Annotated in this window: 14 protein-coding genes; 10 read left to right on the forward strand and 4 right to left on the reverse strand. The window is 63.8% G+C overall.

Annotated elements, in window-relative coordinates:
* The first annotated feature begins 178 nt into the window (after positions 1-178).
* Positions 179-1,180 (forward strand): twin-arginine translocase subunit TatC, encoded by a 1,002-nt coding sequence (gene tatC, locus Pla111_RS14510; protein ID WP_146575169.1) that lies wholly within the window; start codon positions 179-181, stop codon positions 1,178-1,180.
* Between the two features lie 32 nt (positions 1,181-1,212).
* Here the strand turns inward: tatC and Pla111_RS14515 are convergent, their stop codons facing one another.
* A complete protein-coding gene (locus tag Pla111_RS14515) occupies positions 1,213-2,157 on the reverse strand; it encodes an alpha/beta fold hydrolase (protein ID WP_146575170.1) in 945 nt (314 codons plus the stop codon).
* 117 nt (positions 2,158-2,274) lie between these two features.
* Between Pla111_RS14515 and Pla111_RS14520 the strand changes: the two genes are divergently transcribed.
* Complete coding sequence (locus Pla111_RS14520; RefSeq protein ID WP_146575171.1) at positions 2,275-4,266, forward strand: vWA domain-containing protein; 1,992 nt, start codon at positions 2,275-2,277, stop codon at positions 4,264-4,266.
* 30 nt (positions 4,267-4,296) lie between these two features.
* On the opposite strand, the gene Pla111_RS14525 is transcribed toward Pla111_RS14520, so the two are convergent.
* The 3 genes from Pla111_RS14525 to rny form a co-directional block, all read right to left on the reverse strand.
* The gene (locus Pla111_RS14525; protein ID WP_146575172.1) at positions 4,297-4,971 is read right to left on the reverse strand and encodes a hypothetical protein; all 675 of its coding nucleotides are present in this window, start codon (positions 4,969-4,971) and stop codon (positions 4,297-4,299) included.
* Between the two features lie 211 nt (positions 4,972-5,182).
* Positions 5,183-5,998 carry a TIGR00282 family metallophosphoesterase gene (locus Pla111_RS14530; protein WP_146575173.1) on the reverse strand — a complete coding sequence of 272 codons (816 nt, stop codon included), beginning with the start codon at positions 5,996-5,998 and terminating at the stop codon, positions 5,183-5,185.
* A 127-nt stretch (positions 5,999-6,125) separates the two neighbouring features.
* Complete coding sequence (gene rny, locus Pla111_RS14535) at positions 6,126-7,673, reverse strand: ribonuclease Y (RefSeq protein WP_146575174.1); 1,548 nt, start codon at positions 7,671-7,673, stop codon at positions 6,126-6,128.
* Positions 7,674-8,017: 344 nt separating this feature from the next.
* Here rny and tilS point away from each other — a divergent pair, with 344 nt between their 5' ends.
* The 8 genes from tilS to dxs all read left to right on the forward strand — a co-directional run bounded on the left by tilS (position 8,018) and on the right by dxs (position 18,781).
* Positions 8,018-9,124 (forward strand): tRNA lysidine(34) synthetase TilS, encoded by a 1,107-nt coding sequence (gene tilS / locus Pla111_RS14540; RefSeq protein WP_197525055.1) that lies wholly within the window; start codon positions 8,018-8,020, stop codon positions 9,122-9,124.
* Positions 9,125-9,201: 77 nt separating this feature from the next.
* The gene (locus Pla111_RS14545; RefSeq protein WP_146575176.1) at positions 9,202-12,471 is read left to right on the forward strand and encodes an AsmA-like C-terminal region-containing protein; all 3,270 of its coding nucleotides are present in this window, start codon (positions 9,202-9,204) and stop codon (positions 12,469-12,471) included.
* A 43-nt stretch (positions 12,472-12,514) separates the two neighbouring features.
* Entirely contained in the window at positions 12,515-12,871 is a 357-nt protein-coding gene (locus Pla111_RS14550; protein WP_146575177.1) for a hypothetical protein, read from the forward strand.
* 69 nt (positions 12,872-12,940) lie between these two features.
* Positions 12,941-13,816 carry a diaminopimelate epimerase gene (gene dapF, locus Pla111_RS14555; RefSeq protein ID WP_146575178.1) on the forward strand — a complete coding sequence of 292 codons (876 nt, stop codon included), beginning with the start codon at positions 12,941-12,943 and terminating at the stop codon, positions 13,814-13,816.
* 220 nt (positions 13,817-14,036) lie between these two features.
* On the forward strand, positions 14,037-15,314 hold the full coding sequence (gene xseA / locus Pla111_RS14560) for an exodeoxyribonuclease VII large subunit (protein ID WP_146575179.1): 1,278 nt from the start codon (positions 14,037-14,039) through the stop codon (positions 15,312-15,314).
* A 3-nt stretch (positions 15,315-15,317) separates the two neighbouring features.
* Positions 15,318-15,695, forward strand: a complete 378-nt coding sequence (gene xseB, locus Pla111_RS14565; protein WP_146575180.1) for an exodeoxyribonuclease VII small subunit — start codon at positions 15,318-15,320, stop codon at positions 15,693-15,695.
* 152 nt (positions 15,696-15,847) lie between these two features.
* Positions 15,848-16,834, forward strand: coding sequence for a polyprenyl synthetase family protein (locus Pla111_RS14570; RefSeq protein ID WP_231931069.1), 987 nt, complete (start codon positions 15,848-15,850; stop codon positions 16,832-16,834).
* A gap of 36 nt (positions 16,835-16,870) precedes the next feature.
* A complete protein-coding gene (gene dxs / locus Pla111_RS14575) occupies positions 16,871-18,781 on the forward strand; it encodes a 1-deoxy-D-xylulose-5-phosphate synthase (protein ID WP_146575181.1) in 1,911 nt (636 codons plus the stop codon).
* Positions 18,782-18,850 lie beyond the last annotated feature (69 nt).

Here is an 18,850-nt window from a genome sequence, read left to right on the forward strand (position 1 = left end):
TCGGCACATCCGGAACCGATCACTCCCCGCCCGGTTCGGACGGATACCGACCGGGCGGCATCGAGTTGTGGCCAGCGGGGACGACCATTATTGTGCCATGATCCTCCCGGTGTGGCAGCCGCCCACCCGCCACATCGTTCCGCGTGTTGACAGAGAGTCATTTTAGCTCCCCCTGCCTGTGCCCACTTCCGACGACAAAGACGCTTTTGCCGACACCCGGATGTCGTTCGGCGAGCACCTGGATGAGCTTCGCAGCGCGCTGTTTAAGGCGGTGCTTTCGATAGCTATTGGATTTGGCGTGGGCCTGATCGTCGGCTATCCGGTCGCCCAACTCATCCAGACGCCCCTGGTAGAAGGGATGAAAGAGTTGCGGATGAAGCAGCGGCTGCGACAACGGGCTGAACTGGGCATCGAGAGCAGCGGTGTCGCGGACCAAATGATCGATGAAGGGTGGGCTCCCGAGGCGCAGCGGGTCGAGACCCAAGAGTTAGCCAAGCTGCTCGAGTCGCTTGGGGTTTCGTTCCAGAAGCAGCAGCTGGCGGCGGTGCCCGCAGTGGTTCCGCTTACGCTGTGGCGCGATCTGGATAACGATTCGAGCGTCCGCCCTATCGGCACCGGTGTCCCCGACGCCTTTACCGTTTACATCAAGACCTCGCTGGTGGTCGGGATCATCCTCTCCAGCCCCTTTGTGTTTTACTTTTTGTGGTCGTTCGTCGCGGCGGGGCTGTACCCCCACGAGCGGCGCTACGTGCACCTCTTCTTGCCGATCAGCATCGGGCTGTTCCTGGCGGGGGCCGCACTCGCGTTCTTTGTGGTGTTCCGTTTTGTGCTGGCGTTTTTGTTCGACTTCTTCGATTGGATGCAGATCGACCCCACCCCGCGGATCAGCGAGTGGCTCGGGTTTGTGCTGCTGCTGCCGATCGGTTTTGGCCTGAGTTTCCAGCTTCCCTTGGTGATGCTCTTCCTAGAACGGATCAGCGTTTTCACGGTCGCGCAGTACTTCAGTTACTGGCGTTACGCGGTGCTCGTGATCGCGGTGATCTCGATGATGCTCACGCCGGCCGAGCCCTACAGCATGATCTTGATGGCGATCCCGCTCGTGTTTCTTTACTTCGGCGGAGCGCTCATGTGCCAGCTCATGCCGAGGCCCAAAGGTGCTTTTGAACGAGCGATTCCGTAGCTGCAGGGCCCGCCTCCAGGGGCATCCGCCGATCATTCGAGCCGGCGCTGTACCCACGCGGCGTCGGCCTGGGCGACATGCTGGTCAAGAAACCGGCTGACCAGCAAGGTCGCCCTTTCCCCGCCCGCTTTGAGCAGCGCTGCGCCCGACTGTTTGGTTTCGCTGCTGGCCGATACGAGTGAGCTCAGCGGATCGTCCGAGGCGGCACCCGCGGCACCACGGGGGCGTTCCAGCTCGTTAAGGATGCGAGTGACGGTCTGCTGCTGAGCACGATCCTGCGATCCGTACATCATCAGCAACGCGACCTCAGACCGAACCCCCGGCTGACGCAGCGCGTCCAGCACGCCGAGGCCCGAGTGTCGCCACGGGGGCGAGATGAGCACAACGGCTTTGACGTCGCGGCCCTGCTTGCTCGAAGCGAGGTCGGGCACCGACCAATCGATCGCCGCAGCATTGAGCGCCACAACCGCTCCCATGCCGACGCCCACATAGGCCAGGCGATTGAGATTGACGCGGCCCTTGTCATTTTGCGTCACGAGCCACGCCCTGACCGCCTCCATATCGATCTTCACCATCTTGGCGATCTCCACGCGGCCGTTGGTGCGTCGGGTCGTGCCGGAGACTTCTTTGGCGCGGCTGTCTCCCTGCCCTCTCAGGTCGACCGCCAGGACAGCGCTCGGCACGCCGCCATCGGGGGGCGACTGCAGCGCGAGCGCGAGCGGTTCGAGGCTGCTGCGGGATTGCTTTTCGTCCGGCAACAGCACCACGACAGGAGACTCGCGGCCACGGATCCCCGGGTAGAAAGTCGCCTGTAGCGTTATCGCATCGGAAGTGGTTACCTCGACTGGCTGCGACGGCGGAATATCCCCGGAAGCGATCGCCCCCCCGATAACGAATCCGAAGAAGGCGCCCGTGCTCAACGCGACCCCAAGGCGAGCAGGAAAGCGGCGGATACGGCGGCGGGCATTGGTGGTCACGGCGGGGGCTCCGACGGGCGTTTCTTGAAGAGATCTCCGGCCCGAGACGCCTCGGGTGGTGTTATTAGTATAAAAGGAGAGCGACCCCTCACGGAGAGAAAGCGTACGGAGACTTTGATGTCAGACATACCGCCCCCGCTGCCGACCCCGCTGCCGCCCGAGACGGCGGTGCCCCAGACAACTCCGCCGGTGTCGCGGCTGAGGATCGGCGAGCGTCTTGCCTGGCTGGCGAGTCTTGCCACCCACGCCACAGCGCTTTTGGTGCTGGCGACCACCACTTGGCTGGTGGCACCGCCCGTAACTCCGCTTTTGCTCTCGAGTGTCGAAGAGCCGGAGCCCCTCAAAGAAGAGGCGTTTCGGGTCTCGGAAGAGCTGACGCTCGACCTGGGGGCTCTCTCCGACGGGGGGCAGGGAGACGCTGCTGCGGCCGCCCCGGTCGAAGCCGCTACCAGCCAAGTTGCTCTCAATCTCACGCCGATGATTGATTTTGGGCAGGTGCCGTCCCTCGAGGACACGACTCCGGTCTTGATGAGCCCCGATCCCAACACGCAGAACCTTATCCAAGGCGTCGGGGCGGTTGGGGCCACCGGCAGCCGCGGTGCTGTCGATCGGCTCACGGGTGAGATTCTCAACTCACTTGATCAGAGTCCGACGGTGGTGGTCTGGTTGTTTGATCGCTCGGCGAGCCTCCGTTCGCAGCGCGATGAGATGGTAGCGCGGTTCGATCAGGTCTACGAAGAACTCGGCGTGATCGGCGCGCGACATGCCGAGACACTGGCCGACGACGGAGAGCCCGCATTGCTCACCACGATCGCGGCGTTCGGCGAGACTAACAGCTTTCTTACGCCGCAACCGACCGCCGACTTGGCCCAGATTAAAGCTGCCGTTAGCGCTATCGAAGAGGATCAGAGCGGAGCCGAGCGGGTTTTTGCCGCGGTCGAGGCCTGCGCCGAGCGGCACAAACGCTATCGGCTGAAGGAGCCGCGTCGCAACGTGGTCGTCATCGTTGTCACCGACGAGTCGGGAGATGATTTCGATCGGCTCGATACCGCGGTACAGAAGTGTCGCAAGTTGCGCATGCCGGTTTACGCGATTGGCGCGCCGGCACCCTTCGGCCGCGATCAGTCCTATGTGCGCTATGTCGATCCCGATCCGCAGTACGATCAATCGGTGCAGTGGCTACCCGTGCGGCAGGGACCCGAATCGCTTCGTGCGGAGCGGCTGAAGCTTGGCATTATCGGCGGGCGAGACTTCTCGGGGCCGATGCTTGATTCGGGATTCGGGCCGTTTGGGCTGACGCGTCTGTGCGCCGAGACGGGCGGCTTTTTCATCGCGGTCCATCCGCTCCGCGTGGATAGCGGGCGGGCCCGCCGCGGACCGACGGGCGATTTGGTCGCGCGTCTCGATTACTTCTTTGATGAACGGCTCATGCGGCGCTATCGGCCCGATTACGTGCCGCTCGCGGAGTACGACCGTCGGGTCCGCGAAAATCGCGCTCGCGCAGCGCTGGTTCAGTCCGCGGCGATGTCGTGGGCTGCTCCGCTCGGTGATGTGCGCCGCGAGTTTCCAGCGGTCGATGAGGCCGAGTTCGTGTCGGCGCTCGCTGAGGCCCAGCAGGCCGCTGCGATCGTCGAACCTCAGCTCCAAACGCTTGTCACGGCGTTGCGACGTGGCGAGCGTGATCGCGATCGCGAGCGATCCCCCCGGTGGCAGGCAGGGTACGACCTGGCGATGGGGGCGGCGTTGGCCGCTGCCGTGCGTGCCGAGGCTTACAACGCCGCGCTCGCTACGGCGCGTGGCGGGTTGATGCCGACCCGGTCGCCAAGCGACACCTGGATTATTGACCCCTCGAAAGGCGAGCTGTCTGACAGCCGACTCGCAGCGGCCGCGGCCGATGCGCGGCGCTACCTCACCCGAGTTGTTGAGGAGCACCCCGGCACGCCATGGGCGCTGCTCGCGGAGCGTGAACAGCAGCAACCGTTGGGATGGGCCTGGCGCGATGACTATCGCGATGTGGTAAACCAACGCGAGCGTGCCCAGCAGCGCGCTCAGCGTCCCAACAACCGCCCTCCGCCACCCGCGAAGCCGCGGCGTTCTCCCAAGCTCTGATTGCCCCCAGCTGCTGCTTGGGAGCTTCTTCTATTTGTTCGCGAGAGCGTCGATCGCGAAATTGGCATGCGGATCGTGCTTGTGGAAGTTGCGCGAGATTTCGTTGGCAACCACCGCTACGAAGTCGCGTTGGAACTGCTGAGCCGACTTGTCCTGGACCGCGATCCCGCTGTGGATCGGAAAGAGTACTTCGCCCATGGGCTTGTCCCACACGCGGCGGCCTTTGTCTTTTACATCAACAACCGTCAGGGTCACGTCGGTGTTTCCCTGGTACATCGTCTGTCCGTTAAAGAGCTCGAAGTGGCTCAACTCGATGAGCAAAACGAGGTCGGCGTTGACCGCACGGCCCAGCTCCTCAAACTCACCCGGATCGTTCTCGTCGATCCATTCATCGACCTTACGCTGCGAGACCACATCGATCCCAGGAACGTTGTCTTGCAGCAACCCCGAGACACGATCCGCCAGCTGTCGGGCGGCACCCGCTTGCCGAAATTCGTGCGATGCAGGCGGTCGGCAGAGCACCACAACCCGCTTCTCTTCCAGGGCGTCGCATTCGGGCGGAACCAGATTGCCGCCCTGCATGACGTAGATGCCGGTTGCCAGCAGCAGGTGCAGGCAGCCCGTCGAGGGCACCAAAGCCACTGCCGCCAGCGCGAACGAAAACCAGAGCGAGGCGTGGCGCCGCGGCGAGTGTGAGCGGGTCATCTTCGCATCCTTGCCAAGAGGGCTTCTATCGGTCGGTCGGGCTCGCCGCCGGAGACTTTGCGACGGTACCGCACGGTACCGCACGGTGCCGCTCGGCGGAGCCACGGCACCAAGCGGCGGAACCGTAGCGAGATCTTACCGCCGATGCAACGGAAGATCGCCGGCAGCCCGGCGTTGCTAGCGGCTTTGGCAAGCGTCAATCGGAGGGGTCTTATTGGCCCTTTGAGCTGGCTAGGCGGGCCGCCTCTAGCTCGGTGACCATCAGCCGTTCAATGCTCACTGCTAGCCCCGTTTGGGGATCGGTCTCGATCACCGCCCCGTTGATGCGGACGTCGCCATCGGCCACGTCGAACGGGTGGGGCATGCCGGTCAGCGTGGCTGCCAACACGCGATCGATCCGCCGACCGATGATGCTTTCGTGTGGGCCGGTCATGCCGACATCGCACTGAAAAGCCGTGCCGCTGGGCAGCACCCGCTCGTCGGCCGTAGGCACATGCGTGTGAGTGCCGACCACCGCGGAGACACGTCCGTCGAGGTAGCGTCCCATTACTTGCATCTCGCTGGTCGCTTCCGCGTGGAAGTCGACCAGCCGCACGAGGATCTCCGACGGGGCCTCGGCCAGGACCCGATCGATCGCGCGCCAGGGCGAATCGATCGGCCTCATAAAGAGCTGACCCAGGGCGCAAGTAACCATGGCAAGCTCGCCGTTGCGGGCGACGACGCTCACCCATCGACGGCCGGTTGCCTCGTCAGGGTGGTTTGCTGGCACCGCGATATTGGATTCGCTCTCAAGCAGCGGCAACACCTCGCGACGCCGGTAGACGTGATCGCCCAGCGTAATCGCATCGACGCCCGCAGCCATTAGCTCGGCGTGGATCTTGGGCGTGTAGCCCGATCCGGCCGCCGCGTTCTCAGCATTGGCGACGATCAGATCGAGCCGCTGGGCGCTGACCAGAGCTGGCAGCGCATGGCACAGGATCTCGCGCCCCGGTTTGCCGACAATGTCACCGATAAACAGGAGTCGCAACGGCTTGCGGAGGTCAGGCCCAAGGAATGCGGCAGGTACCGATCAGCAGGCGAATCCGCATTCCGATTTCCGCCCGATCTTCCTTTCTTGAATCCCTGCATCCCGCGGTGGTTTCACAAGGTGTTTATTACTTGGCGGTCTCGGTGAAACGTGATTCGCGGATCATGGTCACCCGGATCTCGCCCGGATAAGTGAGCTGCTCTTCGAAAGCTTTCGCAATGTCGCGACACGTCTTCGCAGCCGACTCGTCGGTCGTCTGATTGGTTTTGGCGATCACCCGCACCTCGCGACCTGCCTGGATCGCAAAGGCTTGCTGTACGCCGTCAAAGGCCGAAGCAATCGTCTCTAGCTCTTGCATCCGCTTGATGTAGCGGTCCAGTGTCTCGCGGCGCGCTCCCGGACGCGACGCGCTGCAGGCGTCGGCAGCGGCGCACAGCACGGTATAGGGCATGTCGGGGCGAATATCGTCATGGTGGCCCAACGCCGCATGGACGACCACCTCATTCTCACCGTAACGCTTGAGCAGATCGGCACCGATCTTGGGATGGCCGCCTTCGGCCTCGTGGTCGGCCGCTTTGCCGATGTCGTGCAGCAGCCCGGCCCGGCGTGCCAGATCGCCATCTAGGCCGAGCTCTTCGGCCAGCATGCCCGTGACGAACGCGACTTCGACCGAGTGCCTGAGCACGTTTTGGCTGTAACTGGTGCGATAACGGAGCCGGCCGAGCAGCTGGATGACTTTCTTGTTGAGGCCCCGCACATCGACCTCTTGCGCGGCCTCTTCGCCGTGCCGAACAATGAGGGCTTCGACTTCCTTCTCGGTCTCGGCAACCAGCTCTTCGATACGGCTCGGGTGGATCCGACCATCGGCGATCAGCTTTGCGAGCGAGAGCCGCGCTACTTCGCGCCGAACCGGATCGAACGAGCTGACGATCACCACGCCGGGGGTGTCGTCGATGATGACATCAACCCCGGTCGATTTCTCGAAGCTGCGGATGTTGCGTCCTTCGCGGCCGATGATTCGGCCCTTCATCTCGTCGCTCGGGATATCGACGGTGCTGGTCGTGGCGTCGGCGGTGTGGGCCGCCGCGAAACGCTGCACCGCAGAGATAACCAGTTCGCGCGACCGCTCCTCGCACTTCTGCGTGACGACCTTCTCATGCGCAATGATCCGGGCACCAAGCTCCGCGGTGAGATCCGATTCGAGCCGACGCAGCAGCTCTTCGCGAGCCGCGTCGGGCCCTAAGGAGCTGAGTTTGTGCAGCGTCTGGCGTTCGACATCGAGCAGGTCTTCGAGTTCCTTCTGGCGTCGCTCCGTATCGGAGAGCTTCTCTTCCAGGCGCCGCTGGTTGTTCTCAACCATGCGCTCTTGCTTGGTGAGCTGCTCATCGCGTGCGGTTTGGGCGTCGTCGCGTTTGTCGAGTTGTCGCTCACGCTCGTGGAGCTTTTCGCGCGAAGCGCCCAGTTGCTCCTCGATGCGGCTCTTTTCGGCGAGGGCGACTTCTTTGGCCTCGATCTCGGCATCTTTACGACGATTCTCGGCCTCGTACTGGGCCCGTTCGATGATTTGAGCGGCTTCTTTCTCGGCGTCCCACTTGCGTAGGTAGCCCAGCAACTTCATCACTCCCATGCCCAACGCCGCAGCGATGGCAAGGAGAATGGCGGTCAAGGGTTCCATGAAACGATTGGGCTTTCGTTAATCCCCGTTGTTTCTCGACGATCCGTTTGCCTCTCTCGGGGGGGGGCGCTCCGTTGGTGGCGGGCGATCGCAAAAGTGACGAACAAGTGCGACGGCTGAAATCTGCGCCGGTTGGGTGGCGACGGCTCCCGGGGGGGGCGGTGGGCATGATTCGGTCGAGAAGCGGGCTGATAGCTCACGAGCACCCCCCACGTTTGGGGGGAATTCGCAGCTTCGCAGCGGCTTATGGGGTAATTTGAGCGGAAGTATTAGCGATCCGGCGCGTCTCTAAGCTACCGAGGACGAACCTCGGCTGCGCCTCGCTACGGTGTACCGAAACCGTTGTGGCAAGGCAAGATAGAGCACAACGGAAGACCGTCCCCCAACGCCTTGCCGAGGCGTGGGACCCCGCTACGTGGCGTGATCTCAATCTCTTGGTCGGCGTTTCAGGCGGTGCTGATAGCGTGGCGCTGCTGCAGGCGTTGCTTGCGGCGCGCGAGGCTGGCTCGTCGGGGGACGCGACAGCCCCGGGGCGGATTGCCGCTGCCAAAGGAGAGATCCATGTCGCGCATTTCGACCATTGCCAGCGGGGGGAGGAATCAACTGCCGATGCCGCCTGGGTCCGCGCGCTTTGCGCTCGCCTGGGGGTGAAATACCACCAGGGCCAGTGGTGCTCCGCTGAACACGCCCCCTCACCCCCCCCGCGTGCCTCGGAAGCGGTGCTACGCGGCAGCCGGCGGCGTTTTCTCGTGGAAACGGCCAACCAGATCGGTGCCCGCTGTATCGTGCTCGCGCATCACGCCGATGATCAGGCCGAGACGGTCCTGTTTCGTGCATTGAGGGGTGCCGGGCTGCACGGCCTATCAGGTATTCGTCCGTTCGTGAGCGTTCATCGGGGCCTAACGATCGTGCGACCGCTGCTCGCGATCCCTCGCGCAGACTTGCTGGCCTACCTAGCGAACCTGGGCAGCGAGTACCGGATCGATAGCACCAACGCCACGACCGAGGCGACGCGCAACTGGATCCGTCAGGTCCTGCTTCCCGCGGCTGAGGAGCGGTTTCCGGCCGCCGCTGAGGCGCTTGGCCGACTGGCGGAACAAGCGGCCGAACACCATGCTCTGATCGTCGAGCAAGCCGCGCAGCTCTGCGATGTGGCTTTGCTAACGCAAGCAAAGTCGACGGAAGCGCCCGCCACGCTACTCGTGCTGCGAGCCGGGGTGCTGCGTGCCGCACCGGAACCAATAGCGCGTGAGGCGCTCCGCATCTTGTGGCGCCGCGCTGGCTGGCCCGAGCAAGCGATGACGGCAACACACTGGCGGGCTCTCGGGGAATGGGCGACTCAGGCGAAACGGGAGGTTTTTCTTCCGGTGCTCCCCAGCGGCATCGTTGGGGAGATCGCCGGCGAGCATCTGCGGCTGATCCGCGCTGAGGAGACCGACCGCTGCGATTGACCCTCGGCCCTAGGTCTCCCTACGCTCGCTCGATTGTCCTTCCCCCCCTGCGGAGCTAGCAGCCGATCTTTACTCGTTTGGTCAACGCCTGTTGGCTGCTCTTCAAGGCGGGAATCGCGCTGCTGGTTGTGGCTGCGCTGGCGGTGGCGGCGCATTTTTACTTTCGCGTCGATGACGAGACACGCCGCATTGCCGAGGCACGACTGAGCGATCTGTGTCATCCGTTCCAGGTGGCGATTGGCTCAGCGCACTACGCCCCGGGGGGCGGTGTCACGCTCCGCGACTTGTCGCTCATGCGGGCGATGCCCAACGGAGAGGTTATTTGTTCGCTGAGAATGGCCGAAACACGCATTGAGGGGCGTCTGGATGTGGCGTCGCTTGTGCGCGGAAAGGCCCAGATCCGCAAGCTCGTTCTCAAGCAGCCGCAGCTAATGCTCAAGCGCGACCTAGAGGGTCGCTGGGGGATCGAAGGCCTGCGTTTGCCGAACGCCGCTGGTCAACCGTCGCCAACAGTGATTATTCAGGACGCATCGGTCGTTGTGAGCGACGCACGCCTGGCGATCGATCCGCTTACGATCGAACACCTTAACGCGACCATCACGCCATCCCCCGAGATCGGCCCGGGCTGGTACGGGATCGAGGCGAACTCAACGGGGGGGATCGCCAAGCGTTTGTCCCTGAAAGGGGCGGTGCGCCCCGCCGATGGTGCCCTGCGCTGTCAGGCCGAGATTCAGCATCTACAGATGGACGAACGGGCGTCTAAGGCGCTCGCGACCCTGACACCAGCGCCGCGCGGATCGTCTTTTGCCGGTGTTGCCAGCGGATCGGTCACCGTGGCTCGTGAGCCGGGCCAGTCTTTGCGGTGGGCTAGTGAGGGAAAGCTTGTGGGCGGTCGCTTCACAAGCCCGCTGATCGATAAACCGCTGGAGAATATCGAACTGAGTTTTCAGGCCGATACGGCCGGCTTGCGGATCAGTGAGAGCGCTGCCACCTGGGGCAAAGCAAAACTCCAATTCGCAGCGCACCGTGTGAGCTGGACCCGCAACGCCCCGGGCTCGTTCCGAGCGCGGGTTGTCGGGTTGTCGGTCGATCCGCAGCCGCCCGCCGGTTTGCCCGATATCGCGATGCGTTTATGGGAACGTTTCCGCCCGCAGGGTATCGCGCATATTGAGGCGGAGGGGTTTTTTGATGGCAGCCAGATTGCCCCGCGTGTGACGATGACTTTTGAGAATGCCGCATTCGAGGACGCCGAGAAATTTCCTTATCGCTTGACCGGGGGCCGCGGCTCGGTGCTGGTCAACGGGGGGGTCGGAGCCGCGCAGCCGGCGGTTGTCCCCCACGCCGGACACCTCATCGCGATCGATACGACCGCGGTGGTTGAGGGGGCACCGGTCCGCCTGAAGATGGACTTTAAGGGCGTCGGCCGACCCGAAGAGGGAATCCGTCCGCCGATGCCGCCCGGAACGATCGAGATCTCGGGCAACGCCATCCCGATCACACCGCAGCTGGTGGCCGCGATCCCCGACGAGAGCGCGCGCGAAGTGGTGCGGTCGCTGCGTCCCCAAGGCCGGATCGACGTCCGCTGGCGGGCCAATCGCGAAGACCGCCTCGACGCCGAGGTTCAGACCAGCGTTGATGTTCGTCTTGCCGGCTGTGCGGTCAATTACGAGCGATTCCCTTATGAGCTCTCGAATGTAACCGGTTGGCTGCGTGCCGATGGAAAGCGCTGGACGTTTACCGAACTCGCCAGCCACGACGCGGAGGGGCGACTCATCGTCTCGGGCGAGGGGGGCGTCGAGCCGGGCCCCGAAGATAGTCGACTAACAATCCGACTGCGCGGCGAACGTGTGCCGCTCGATGAGCGGCTGCGCGTCGCGCTGCCGCACGACGCACGACAGGCGTGGGAGTTCTTGCTACCGCGTGGGCAGTTTAACTTCGATGCCTTGGTGACGCACAACTCACGCGAGGAGAATCCCCGCGTGCAGCTCTCGATGACGCCGTTCGAGCGGAGCGTGGCGGTTGAGCCGGCCTTCTCGGGCACCGGATACCGATACCGATTTGAGCAGCTCGATGGTCGTTTCGACTGGCGCGACAGTCGGTTGACGATGGTCGGCGTCCGCGCGGTGCACGGCCGGACGGCGTACGGCGTTGATGGCAATTGGGATCTTGAGCCGAGCGGCGCTTGGAGACTCGCGTTGCGACGGCTGCGGGCCGATCGGATGGCGTTTAACCACGACTTTTTGCTCGCGGCCCCCGCGGGGCTGCGTGCGGTGGTCGCCCAGCTGGAGCCGCGAGGCGGCGTTGATTTGTGGGACAGCTCACTCGATGTCTACAGCCCCGCACGCGGAGCGGCGGCGCAAGCGCAGTGGCGGCTGGCCCTGGCCTGCCACCAGGTGTCGCTCAACGTTGGCGTGCCGCTGGAAGCGATCTCGGGCCTGGTCCGGCTGAGCGGTTCGAGTGACGGCGCTAGCGCCTCGACGCTTGGCGAGCTCGAACTCGACTCGCTGGTGTGGAACGATCTGCAACTGTCCGGGATTCGCGGACCGCTGCATTGCGACGCGGTTGAGTGTGTGGTTGGTGAGGGCGTTGCACTCAAGCCGGGCGGTGGCGAGTCACGCCGCGTGAGCGCGAAGGCCTACGGCGGAGACGTGACACTCAACAGCCTGATTCAGTACGGCGGACGACCGCGCTACGGTCTGCAGGTAGATCTGGCGGGGATTGAGGTCTCGCGGCTGTCGTCGGAGTGGCTAGCACGGACCGAGTCCATCAGCGGCAAGCTCGACGGACGTCTGGAATTTCAGGGCGTGGGATCTTCGATCTACGGGGTCGAGGGCCGCGGCCAGTTGAACGTCCGCGACGCTAATCTGTACGAGCTGCCGTTGCTGGTGAGGCTGCTCAAGGTGCTCCGTAATCGCGCACCCGACGAAACCGCGTTTGATCGCTGCGAGGCGCAGTTCACCCAGCAGGGTAAGCAGATCGATTTTCAGAAGCTCAATCTGCTCGGCGACGCGGTCAGTTTTTACGGCAACGGCCGAGCCAATCTGGATCGCCAGCTGGACCTTCAGTTCCACAGCATTGTTGGTCGCAACGACCTAACCGCCCCGGCGCTGCGTTCGTTGCTCGGCCAGGCAAGCCAGCAGCTTTTGCAACTGCACGTTGCCGGAACGCTCGACGCGCCCGAGATCCGCCGCGAAGCGCTGCCGATCGTCGGCAACATGATCGAGCAGATCCAGGCGGGGTTGGCGCGGCCCACTCCGATCGGTTCCGAGACGGGCTCACCAACGATCACTTCACCCGCGCTGTCAAACACCCCACGGTCGGCACAGCGATCCTCCCCAACTCGATAACGGACGCCTTTTTTCTGATATTCTTGCGCAGCGAGGTGTGACGATGAGCATCGGACCCTTAGGCGGCATTCTTGGCAGCGCGGCCGGTACGCCGCTGTCTCAGACGAAAGGTGCGGCGGCGGAAAGGGCGGGCCGCGACGCGGCGGCGCAGGAACGCGGTGTCGAGCTGGATCTCAAGGCCGAGAAGGCAGCGGGGATCGGTCAGACCGAGGGCGATCAGCAATCATCGGACCGCGATGCCGATGGCCGGCGGTTGTGGGAGCACCCTCCGCAAGGCAAACACAAGGAACAGCCGTCGCCCGACCAAGAAGAGTCCGAGAACGCTGCATCGGCCGAGGGGGACCGAATCTCTTCCGGAGACGACGAAGAACCCGGCAGCACGCTAGACTTGGTGGGATAGGGCACCGCGATCGCGGTGGCCGCGGTGCATAGTCCCTGTACGCTCCCCCCTTTCGTCAGTAGTTGTCGCATGCGGTTCACCAAGATGCACGGCACCGCGAACGACTATGTGGTAGTCGATTGTCTCGCAGCGTCTACGCCCGCTGATCTCGAGCCTTTAATCCGCGCGGTCTGCGATCGTCGGCGCGGCGTGGGGGCCGACGGCTTTGTGCTGATCTTGCCGGACGAAACTGCCGACGCAGAGATGCGGATGTACAACCCCGATGGTTCGTTCGCTGCGATGTGCGGCAACGCCGTACGGTGCGTCGCCAAGCATCTCCGCGATACCCGCCGAGTTGACAGCCGAGAGTTTGTGATCCGTTCGGCAAATCGTCGGGTGCCGATTCGCGTCCTGCAAGAATCTGCCGAACAAAGCCGCATCGAGGCGAACCTTGGTTCCCCCCGCTTCGCTCCCAACGAGATCCCCACCACGTTACCGGCCGGGGCCGACGGATTGGTCCGCCAGGTTTCGCTCGCGCTGCCGCCGGGTACGGCTTCGATCGAAGCCGTGAAGGTCACCTGCCTGTCGATGGGCAACCCGCACTGCGTGGTTTTTACGGATACGCTCCCTGATCGCTCGGTGGATCATGCCGAGGTGCTAAGAATCGGTCCTGCGATCGAAACGGCATCCGTCTTTCCGGAAAGAACCAATGTCGAGTTCATTGAGGTCGTAGCCCGTGGTCATCTGCGTCAGCGCACTTGGGAACGCGGGGCGGGCGAGACGCTTGCCTGCGGAAGCGGCGCTTGCGCTGCCGCCGTGGCGGCGGTGATGACCGATCGAGCCGACCGTCTCGTGACGATCGAGTTGCGTGGCGGAACGCTCGAGGTTCACTATCGTGAGGACGAGGGACAGGTGCTCATGACGGGCGATGCCGTAACCGTGTTCGAGGGCTCTTGGCCAGAGTGATCTTCGAGAAGATTTGGTGAGGTTAGGCCTGCCGCTGTGGTGCGCATCCGATCAATCGATCGGCACCTTACGCAAAGAATATTTTGTCGAGCGATCCGATAAGTGATCAAGGCACGCGGGGCCCGGTGTCGCGGGCACGAGCGGCTCGGTTGAGGCCCCCGCAGGGGGGCAGCCCTCGGCTACCGCTCGGGGACAACCGCGGTCACAATGGACAGGCAGGATGCCCACCGAACCCTTTCCCGTTGACAAAACCACGCCCGCCGAGCCGCAAGCGCTCTCGGTCGGGCAGCTAACTGCGCAGATCAAAGGAACGCTCGAAGAGACGTTTCCCTCGGTATGGGTCACGGGCGAGGTCTCGAACTTTTCGCGACCGCAGTCGGGGCACTGTTACCTGACACTCAAGGATGACGTCGCCCAGATTCGGGCGGTGATCTGGCGCGGGTCGGCCAGCCGCATGGCGTTCGAACTCCGTGACGGGGTCGAGCTAATTTGTCACGGTCACCTCGATCTTTACGGACCGCGCGGCACCTACCAGCTGGTGATCGATCGGGCGATGCCCCGCGGCGTGGGGGCCCTTGAGCAGGCGCTGCGGGAGCTGAAAGCTCGGCTCGCGAAGGAGGGCCTGTTTGACGCGGCAAAGAAACGCCCCCTGCCACGGTTTCCGCGTCGTGTCGGGTTTGTGACGAGCCCGACCGGTGCAGCGGTCCGCGACTTCCTGCAGGTGCTCGGGCGGCGTAGCAGCGGCGTCGAGGTGCTCGTGATTCCCACTCGCGTGCAGGGCGAGGGCGCTGCTGAGGAGATCGCGGCGGCCATCCGCGCCGCCAATCGGGTTCGACCCGCTCTGGATACGTTGGTTGTCGGTCGCGGGGGCGGAAGCCTCGAAGACCTGTGGGCTTTTAACGAAGAGCCGGTTGTCCGGGCGATCGCCAATTCGCGAATTCCGACGATTTCAGCCGTGGGGCACGAAATCGATGTGACGCTTGCTGATCTAGCGGCTGACTTGCGTGCGCTAACGCCTAGCGAGGCGGCCGAAAGAATCGCGCCGTCCTCAGCCGAGCTCTCGAGCCGCATCGGTTCATTACGCGATCGTTTGCATCGCTCGGTGTGGCGACGCACTCAGGCCTCTCGACAACGGTTGACGGGCTTAGCGGCGCGTCGGCCCCTCGCCCGGCCGTTCGTGCTGTTGGAAGATCGTCAGCGGCTGCTCGACGAGCTCGAGCGGATGGCCGGTGAGCGAATCAGCCGCAAGCTGGGCGATCGCCAGGCGTTGCTGGCGAGAATAGCCGGGCAGTTAGATTCGCTGAGCCCGCTTGGAGTGCTCGCTCGCGGGTATAGCCTAACCACTCATGGTGAAAGCTCGGGCCACGGTGAGAGCCCGAGCAAAATCGGCAGCGTGGTGCGGTCGGCCGACCGATTGGCACCCGGCGACCTGATCCACACGCGGCTCGCCGTTGGGCGGGTCGCCAGCATCGTCAAAAGTATTCACTCGGATCCGTGACCGATGGCAAAGAAAAAAGCAAAACCCAAAACCGGGGGACCGGCCACAACCAGCGATGAGTCGTTCGAAGAGTCGCTGGCCGAACTGGAAGCGATCGTCGCGGACCTGGAGGGAGGCGAGCTCGGGCTGGACGAGGCTCTGGCACGCTACGAAGAGGGGGTCACACGCCTGCGGAATTGCCACGCGCAACTTGATACCGCCGAGCGACGGATCGAGTTGCTCAGCGGCTTCGACGCGGACGGCAACCCGGTCACCACCCCCTATGACGCCGAAGCGACGTCCGATGCGGACAACCGGTCCGCCAAGCGAACTTCGGTTTCTGAGCGGGCAAAGGGGCGGAAAGCAGGTGGTGGCGTGGACGATTCGACGCCGCTCTTCTAAGATAAGACGCAGACGTTGAAAACGATAACGCTCGATCCGAAAAGGGTTTACGTCGTCGTGCCCGTTACATCGCGAGGCGTTTGGTGGTTAGCTTCCTAGCGATACAGGCTCTCCGTTGACCGTGGTGCCCCCTCGGCAGCGTCTACCTCTCCTTGAAAAAGTACGCTACTCCCACGCTCGGTTTCGCCTTGGACATCCTGACGACCCCTTCGCAAGACACGAGCTTGGCCAATAGCGCTAGCCAGGGCGACCCTCTCGGGGATGAGCCCGCATTTACGCATGCCCTCACCGAAGAGCTGCTGGTTTGCTTGGCCGACGATGCCGACCGTCCCGCACGGCTCATGGAGGCGATGCGTTACGCCGTGATGGGCCCCGGCAAACGGCTCCGGCCGCGGTTGGTGGCCTACGCCGCCCAGGCATGTGGGGCGAAGATCCAGGATGCCTTGCCGGCTGCTGCTGCGGTTGAGTTCATTCATGCGTACTCGCTGATACACGATGACTTGCCCGCGATGGATGACGACGATCTGCGGCGTGGTCGTCCGACCGTGCATCGTCAATTCGACGAGGCGCTTGCGATTCTCGCGGGCGACGCCTTGCAAGCGCTGGCGTTCGAGACTCTGGCAACCCGGCTCGCTGACCCCCGCGTCGCGGCGCGGGCGTGTGCCGAGTTGGCTGCCGCGGCGGGGCCCGGCGGTCTGGTCGGCGGGCAGGTCGATGACCTGGCGGGGGCCGAAGCGGCACCGCCGGAAACCGAGGCTCGGCTTCTTCATCTACGCCGGATTCACGCTCGCAAGACCAGCGCGTTGATTACCGTCTCGCTGCGGCTGGGCGCGATCATCGCCCACGCTGACAAGCCAACGATCGATCGGTTGACCCGCTACGGACAAGCGATCGGCATGGCGTTTCAGGTGACCGACGACCTGCTCGACGCCCAGGGCGATCAAGCGGCTGTGGGCAAGCGTGTCGGCAAAGACCTCGATCGCGGCAAGCTAACCTATCCGAGCCTTCTCGGAGTCGAAGCCAGCCAGACCCACGCGGCCCAGCTGATCGCAACCGCGCTGGATTCGCTCGACACACTGGCCGGATGTGCGGAACCCCTGCGGTCGCTCGCCCGTCAGATCCTTGGACGCGACCGATAGACTTAGCTAGCAGCCCCGCCTGCCGCAGGCTTGATTATGCAAAATCCACCGCTACTGCCCACGATCAACTCACCGAAGGATTTGGTGGGGCTCCGCGCGGCAGACCTCGAACGGCTCGCTGGAGAAATCCGCGAGACGCTGTGCGGTCTTGTTGAGGCACGCAGCGCTCACTTTGCTTCCAATTTGGGTGTTGTTGAGCTCTGCCTAGCACTGCATACCGCTTTCGATTTTTCGCGGGATCGGCTCATCTGGGATACCGGTCACCAGATCTATCCCCACAAGCTCATCACGGGCCGCTACGACGAGTTCCCCACGATCCGCACCAAGGGCGGACTAATGGGCTACCCGAATCCGGCCGAGAGCGATTACGACCTGTTCGTTACGGGGCATGCGGGCTCGAGTGTTTCGACTGCGCTGGGACTGGCCAGCGGAGATCAGTTGCTCCGCGACCACGAGAATCGCTGGAGCGTTGCCGTGATCGGCGACGGTGCGTTCCCCTCCGGCGTGGTTTACGAAGCGCTCAACAACGCCAAACGCAACGGCAAACGCCTGTTGGTCGTGCTCAACGACAACCGGATGTCAATCTGTCACCGCGTGGGGGGCGTTGCGGACTATCTCGACCGGCTGCGGATGAACCCGATCTACTCGGGCCTCAAGGAAGAAGTCGCTCGGGTGCTTTCGAAGGTCCCTCTGCTGGGGGACCCGGTCGAGCGATTGCTGGCCCAGATGAAAGAGGCCGCGAAGGCCGGCTTCCATGGCGGCATGCTCTTTGAAGACCTCGGCATGCGCTACGTCGGTCCGATCGACGGCCACAACATTGCCTTGCTGCGCAAGTACCTGCGGATGGCCCAGCGTGGTGACGGTCCGGTACTGTTGCACGTAGTCACTGAGAAAGGGCACGGTTTCCGTCCGGCTGCGGAAGACCCGGTCACGTTCCACGCGCCACCCGTCTTTCAGCGGGATTGCGACCGGGTCGTGGCGATGGCAAAGTCGGCAGGTCGAACTTTCACCCATGTGGCGAGCGATTCGATTCGCGATGCCATGGCCGCCAATAACCGTGTAACAGTTCTCACGGCCGCGATGTGCCAGGGGAACAAGCTCGAGAAGGTTCGCGACGAATTCCCCGATCGGTTTTTCGACACCGGTATCTGCGAGGCACACGCCGTCGCCTTTGCCGCGGGGCAAGCGAAGGTTGGCATGCGGCCAATCGTTGACATCTACAGCACCTTCTTGCAACGCTCGTTCGACCACATCTTCCAGGAAGTCGCCCTGCAGAATCTTCCCGTCACGTTCATGCTGGATCGGGGCGGGCTCTCGGGGCCCGATGGACCAACCCACCACGGGGTGTTTGACCTGGCCTATCTGCGGGTCTTCCCGAACATGGTTGTCATGGCACCGGGAGACGCTTCGGAAGTTGCCCCGATGCTCGCGATCGCGCTCGAGCACCCGCAGCCGTGCGCAATCCGTTACCCCAAGGCCGCGGCCGACGTGGTTGCGGGGCAACGCTCTCCCGTGCGGTTCGGCAAGGCCGAGGTGCTACGCGAGGGCCCCGACGGCGCAATCCTGGCCGGCGGCGCGCTGCTCGGTGAATGCCTCAAGGCCGCCGAACAACTCCACCTCGAAGAGGGCCTGTCGCTAACAGTGGTGAATGCCCGGTTCATCAAGCCGCTCGATACGCAAACGCTGCTACCGATCATCGAGCAGAGTCCGTTTGTGGTTACCGTTGAAGAAGCGGCCGTAGCCGGTGGATTCGGTAGCGCGGTGCTGGAAGCGTGTAGCGACGCCGGTGTCTCACCGGGGCAATTCCGCCGACTGGGCGTTGGCGACCACTACGTTGAGCACGGCGAGCGCGAAGAACTACTCGCCGATCTGGGGATCGACGCGGCGGGCATTGCACGGGTTTGCCGTGAGCTGTCTCATGCCCCCGCCGCCAACCTTGCCGGCTGATCTCTCAAGCAGCAGCAACGAGAGGGGCGGCGGCCTCTCTGTGGCTGACTGCCAAGGGGGACTAAGCTA

Source organism: Botrimarina hoheduenensis (assembly GCF_007859815.1).
GTDB classification, from domain to species: Bacteria; Planctomycetota; Planctomycetia; order Pirellulales; family Lacipirellulaceae; genus Botrimarina; species Botrimarina hoheduenensis.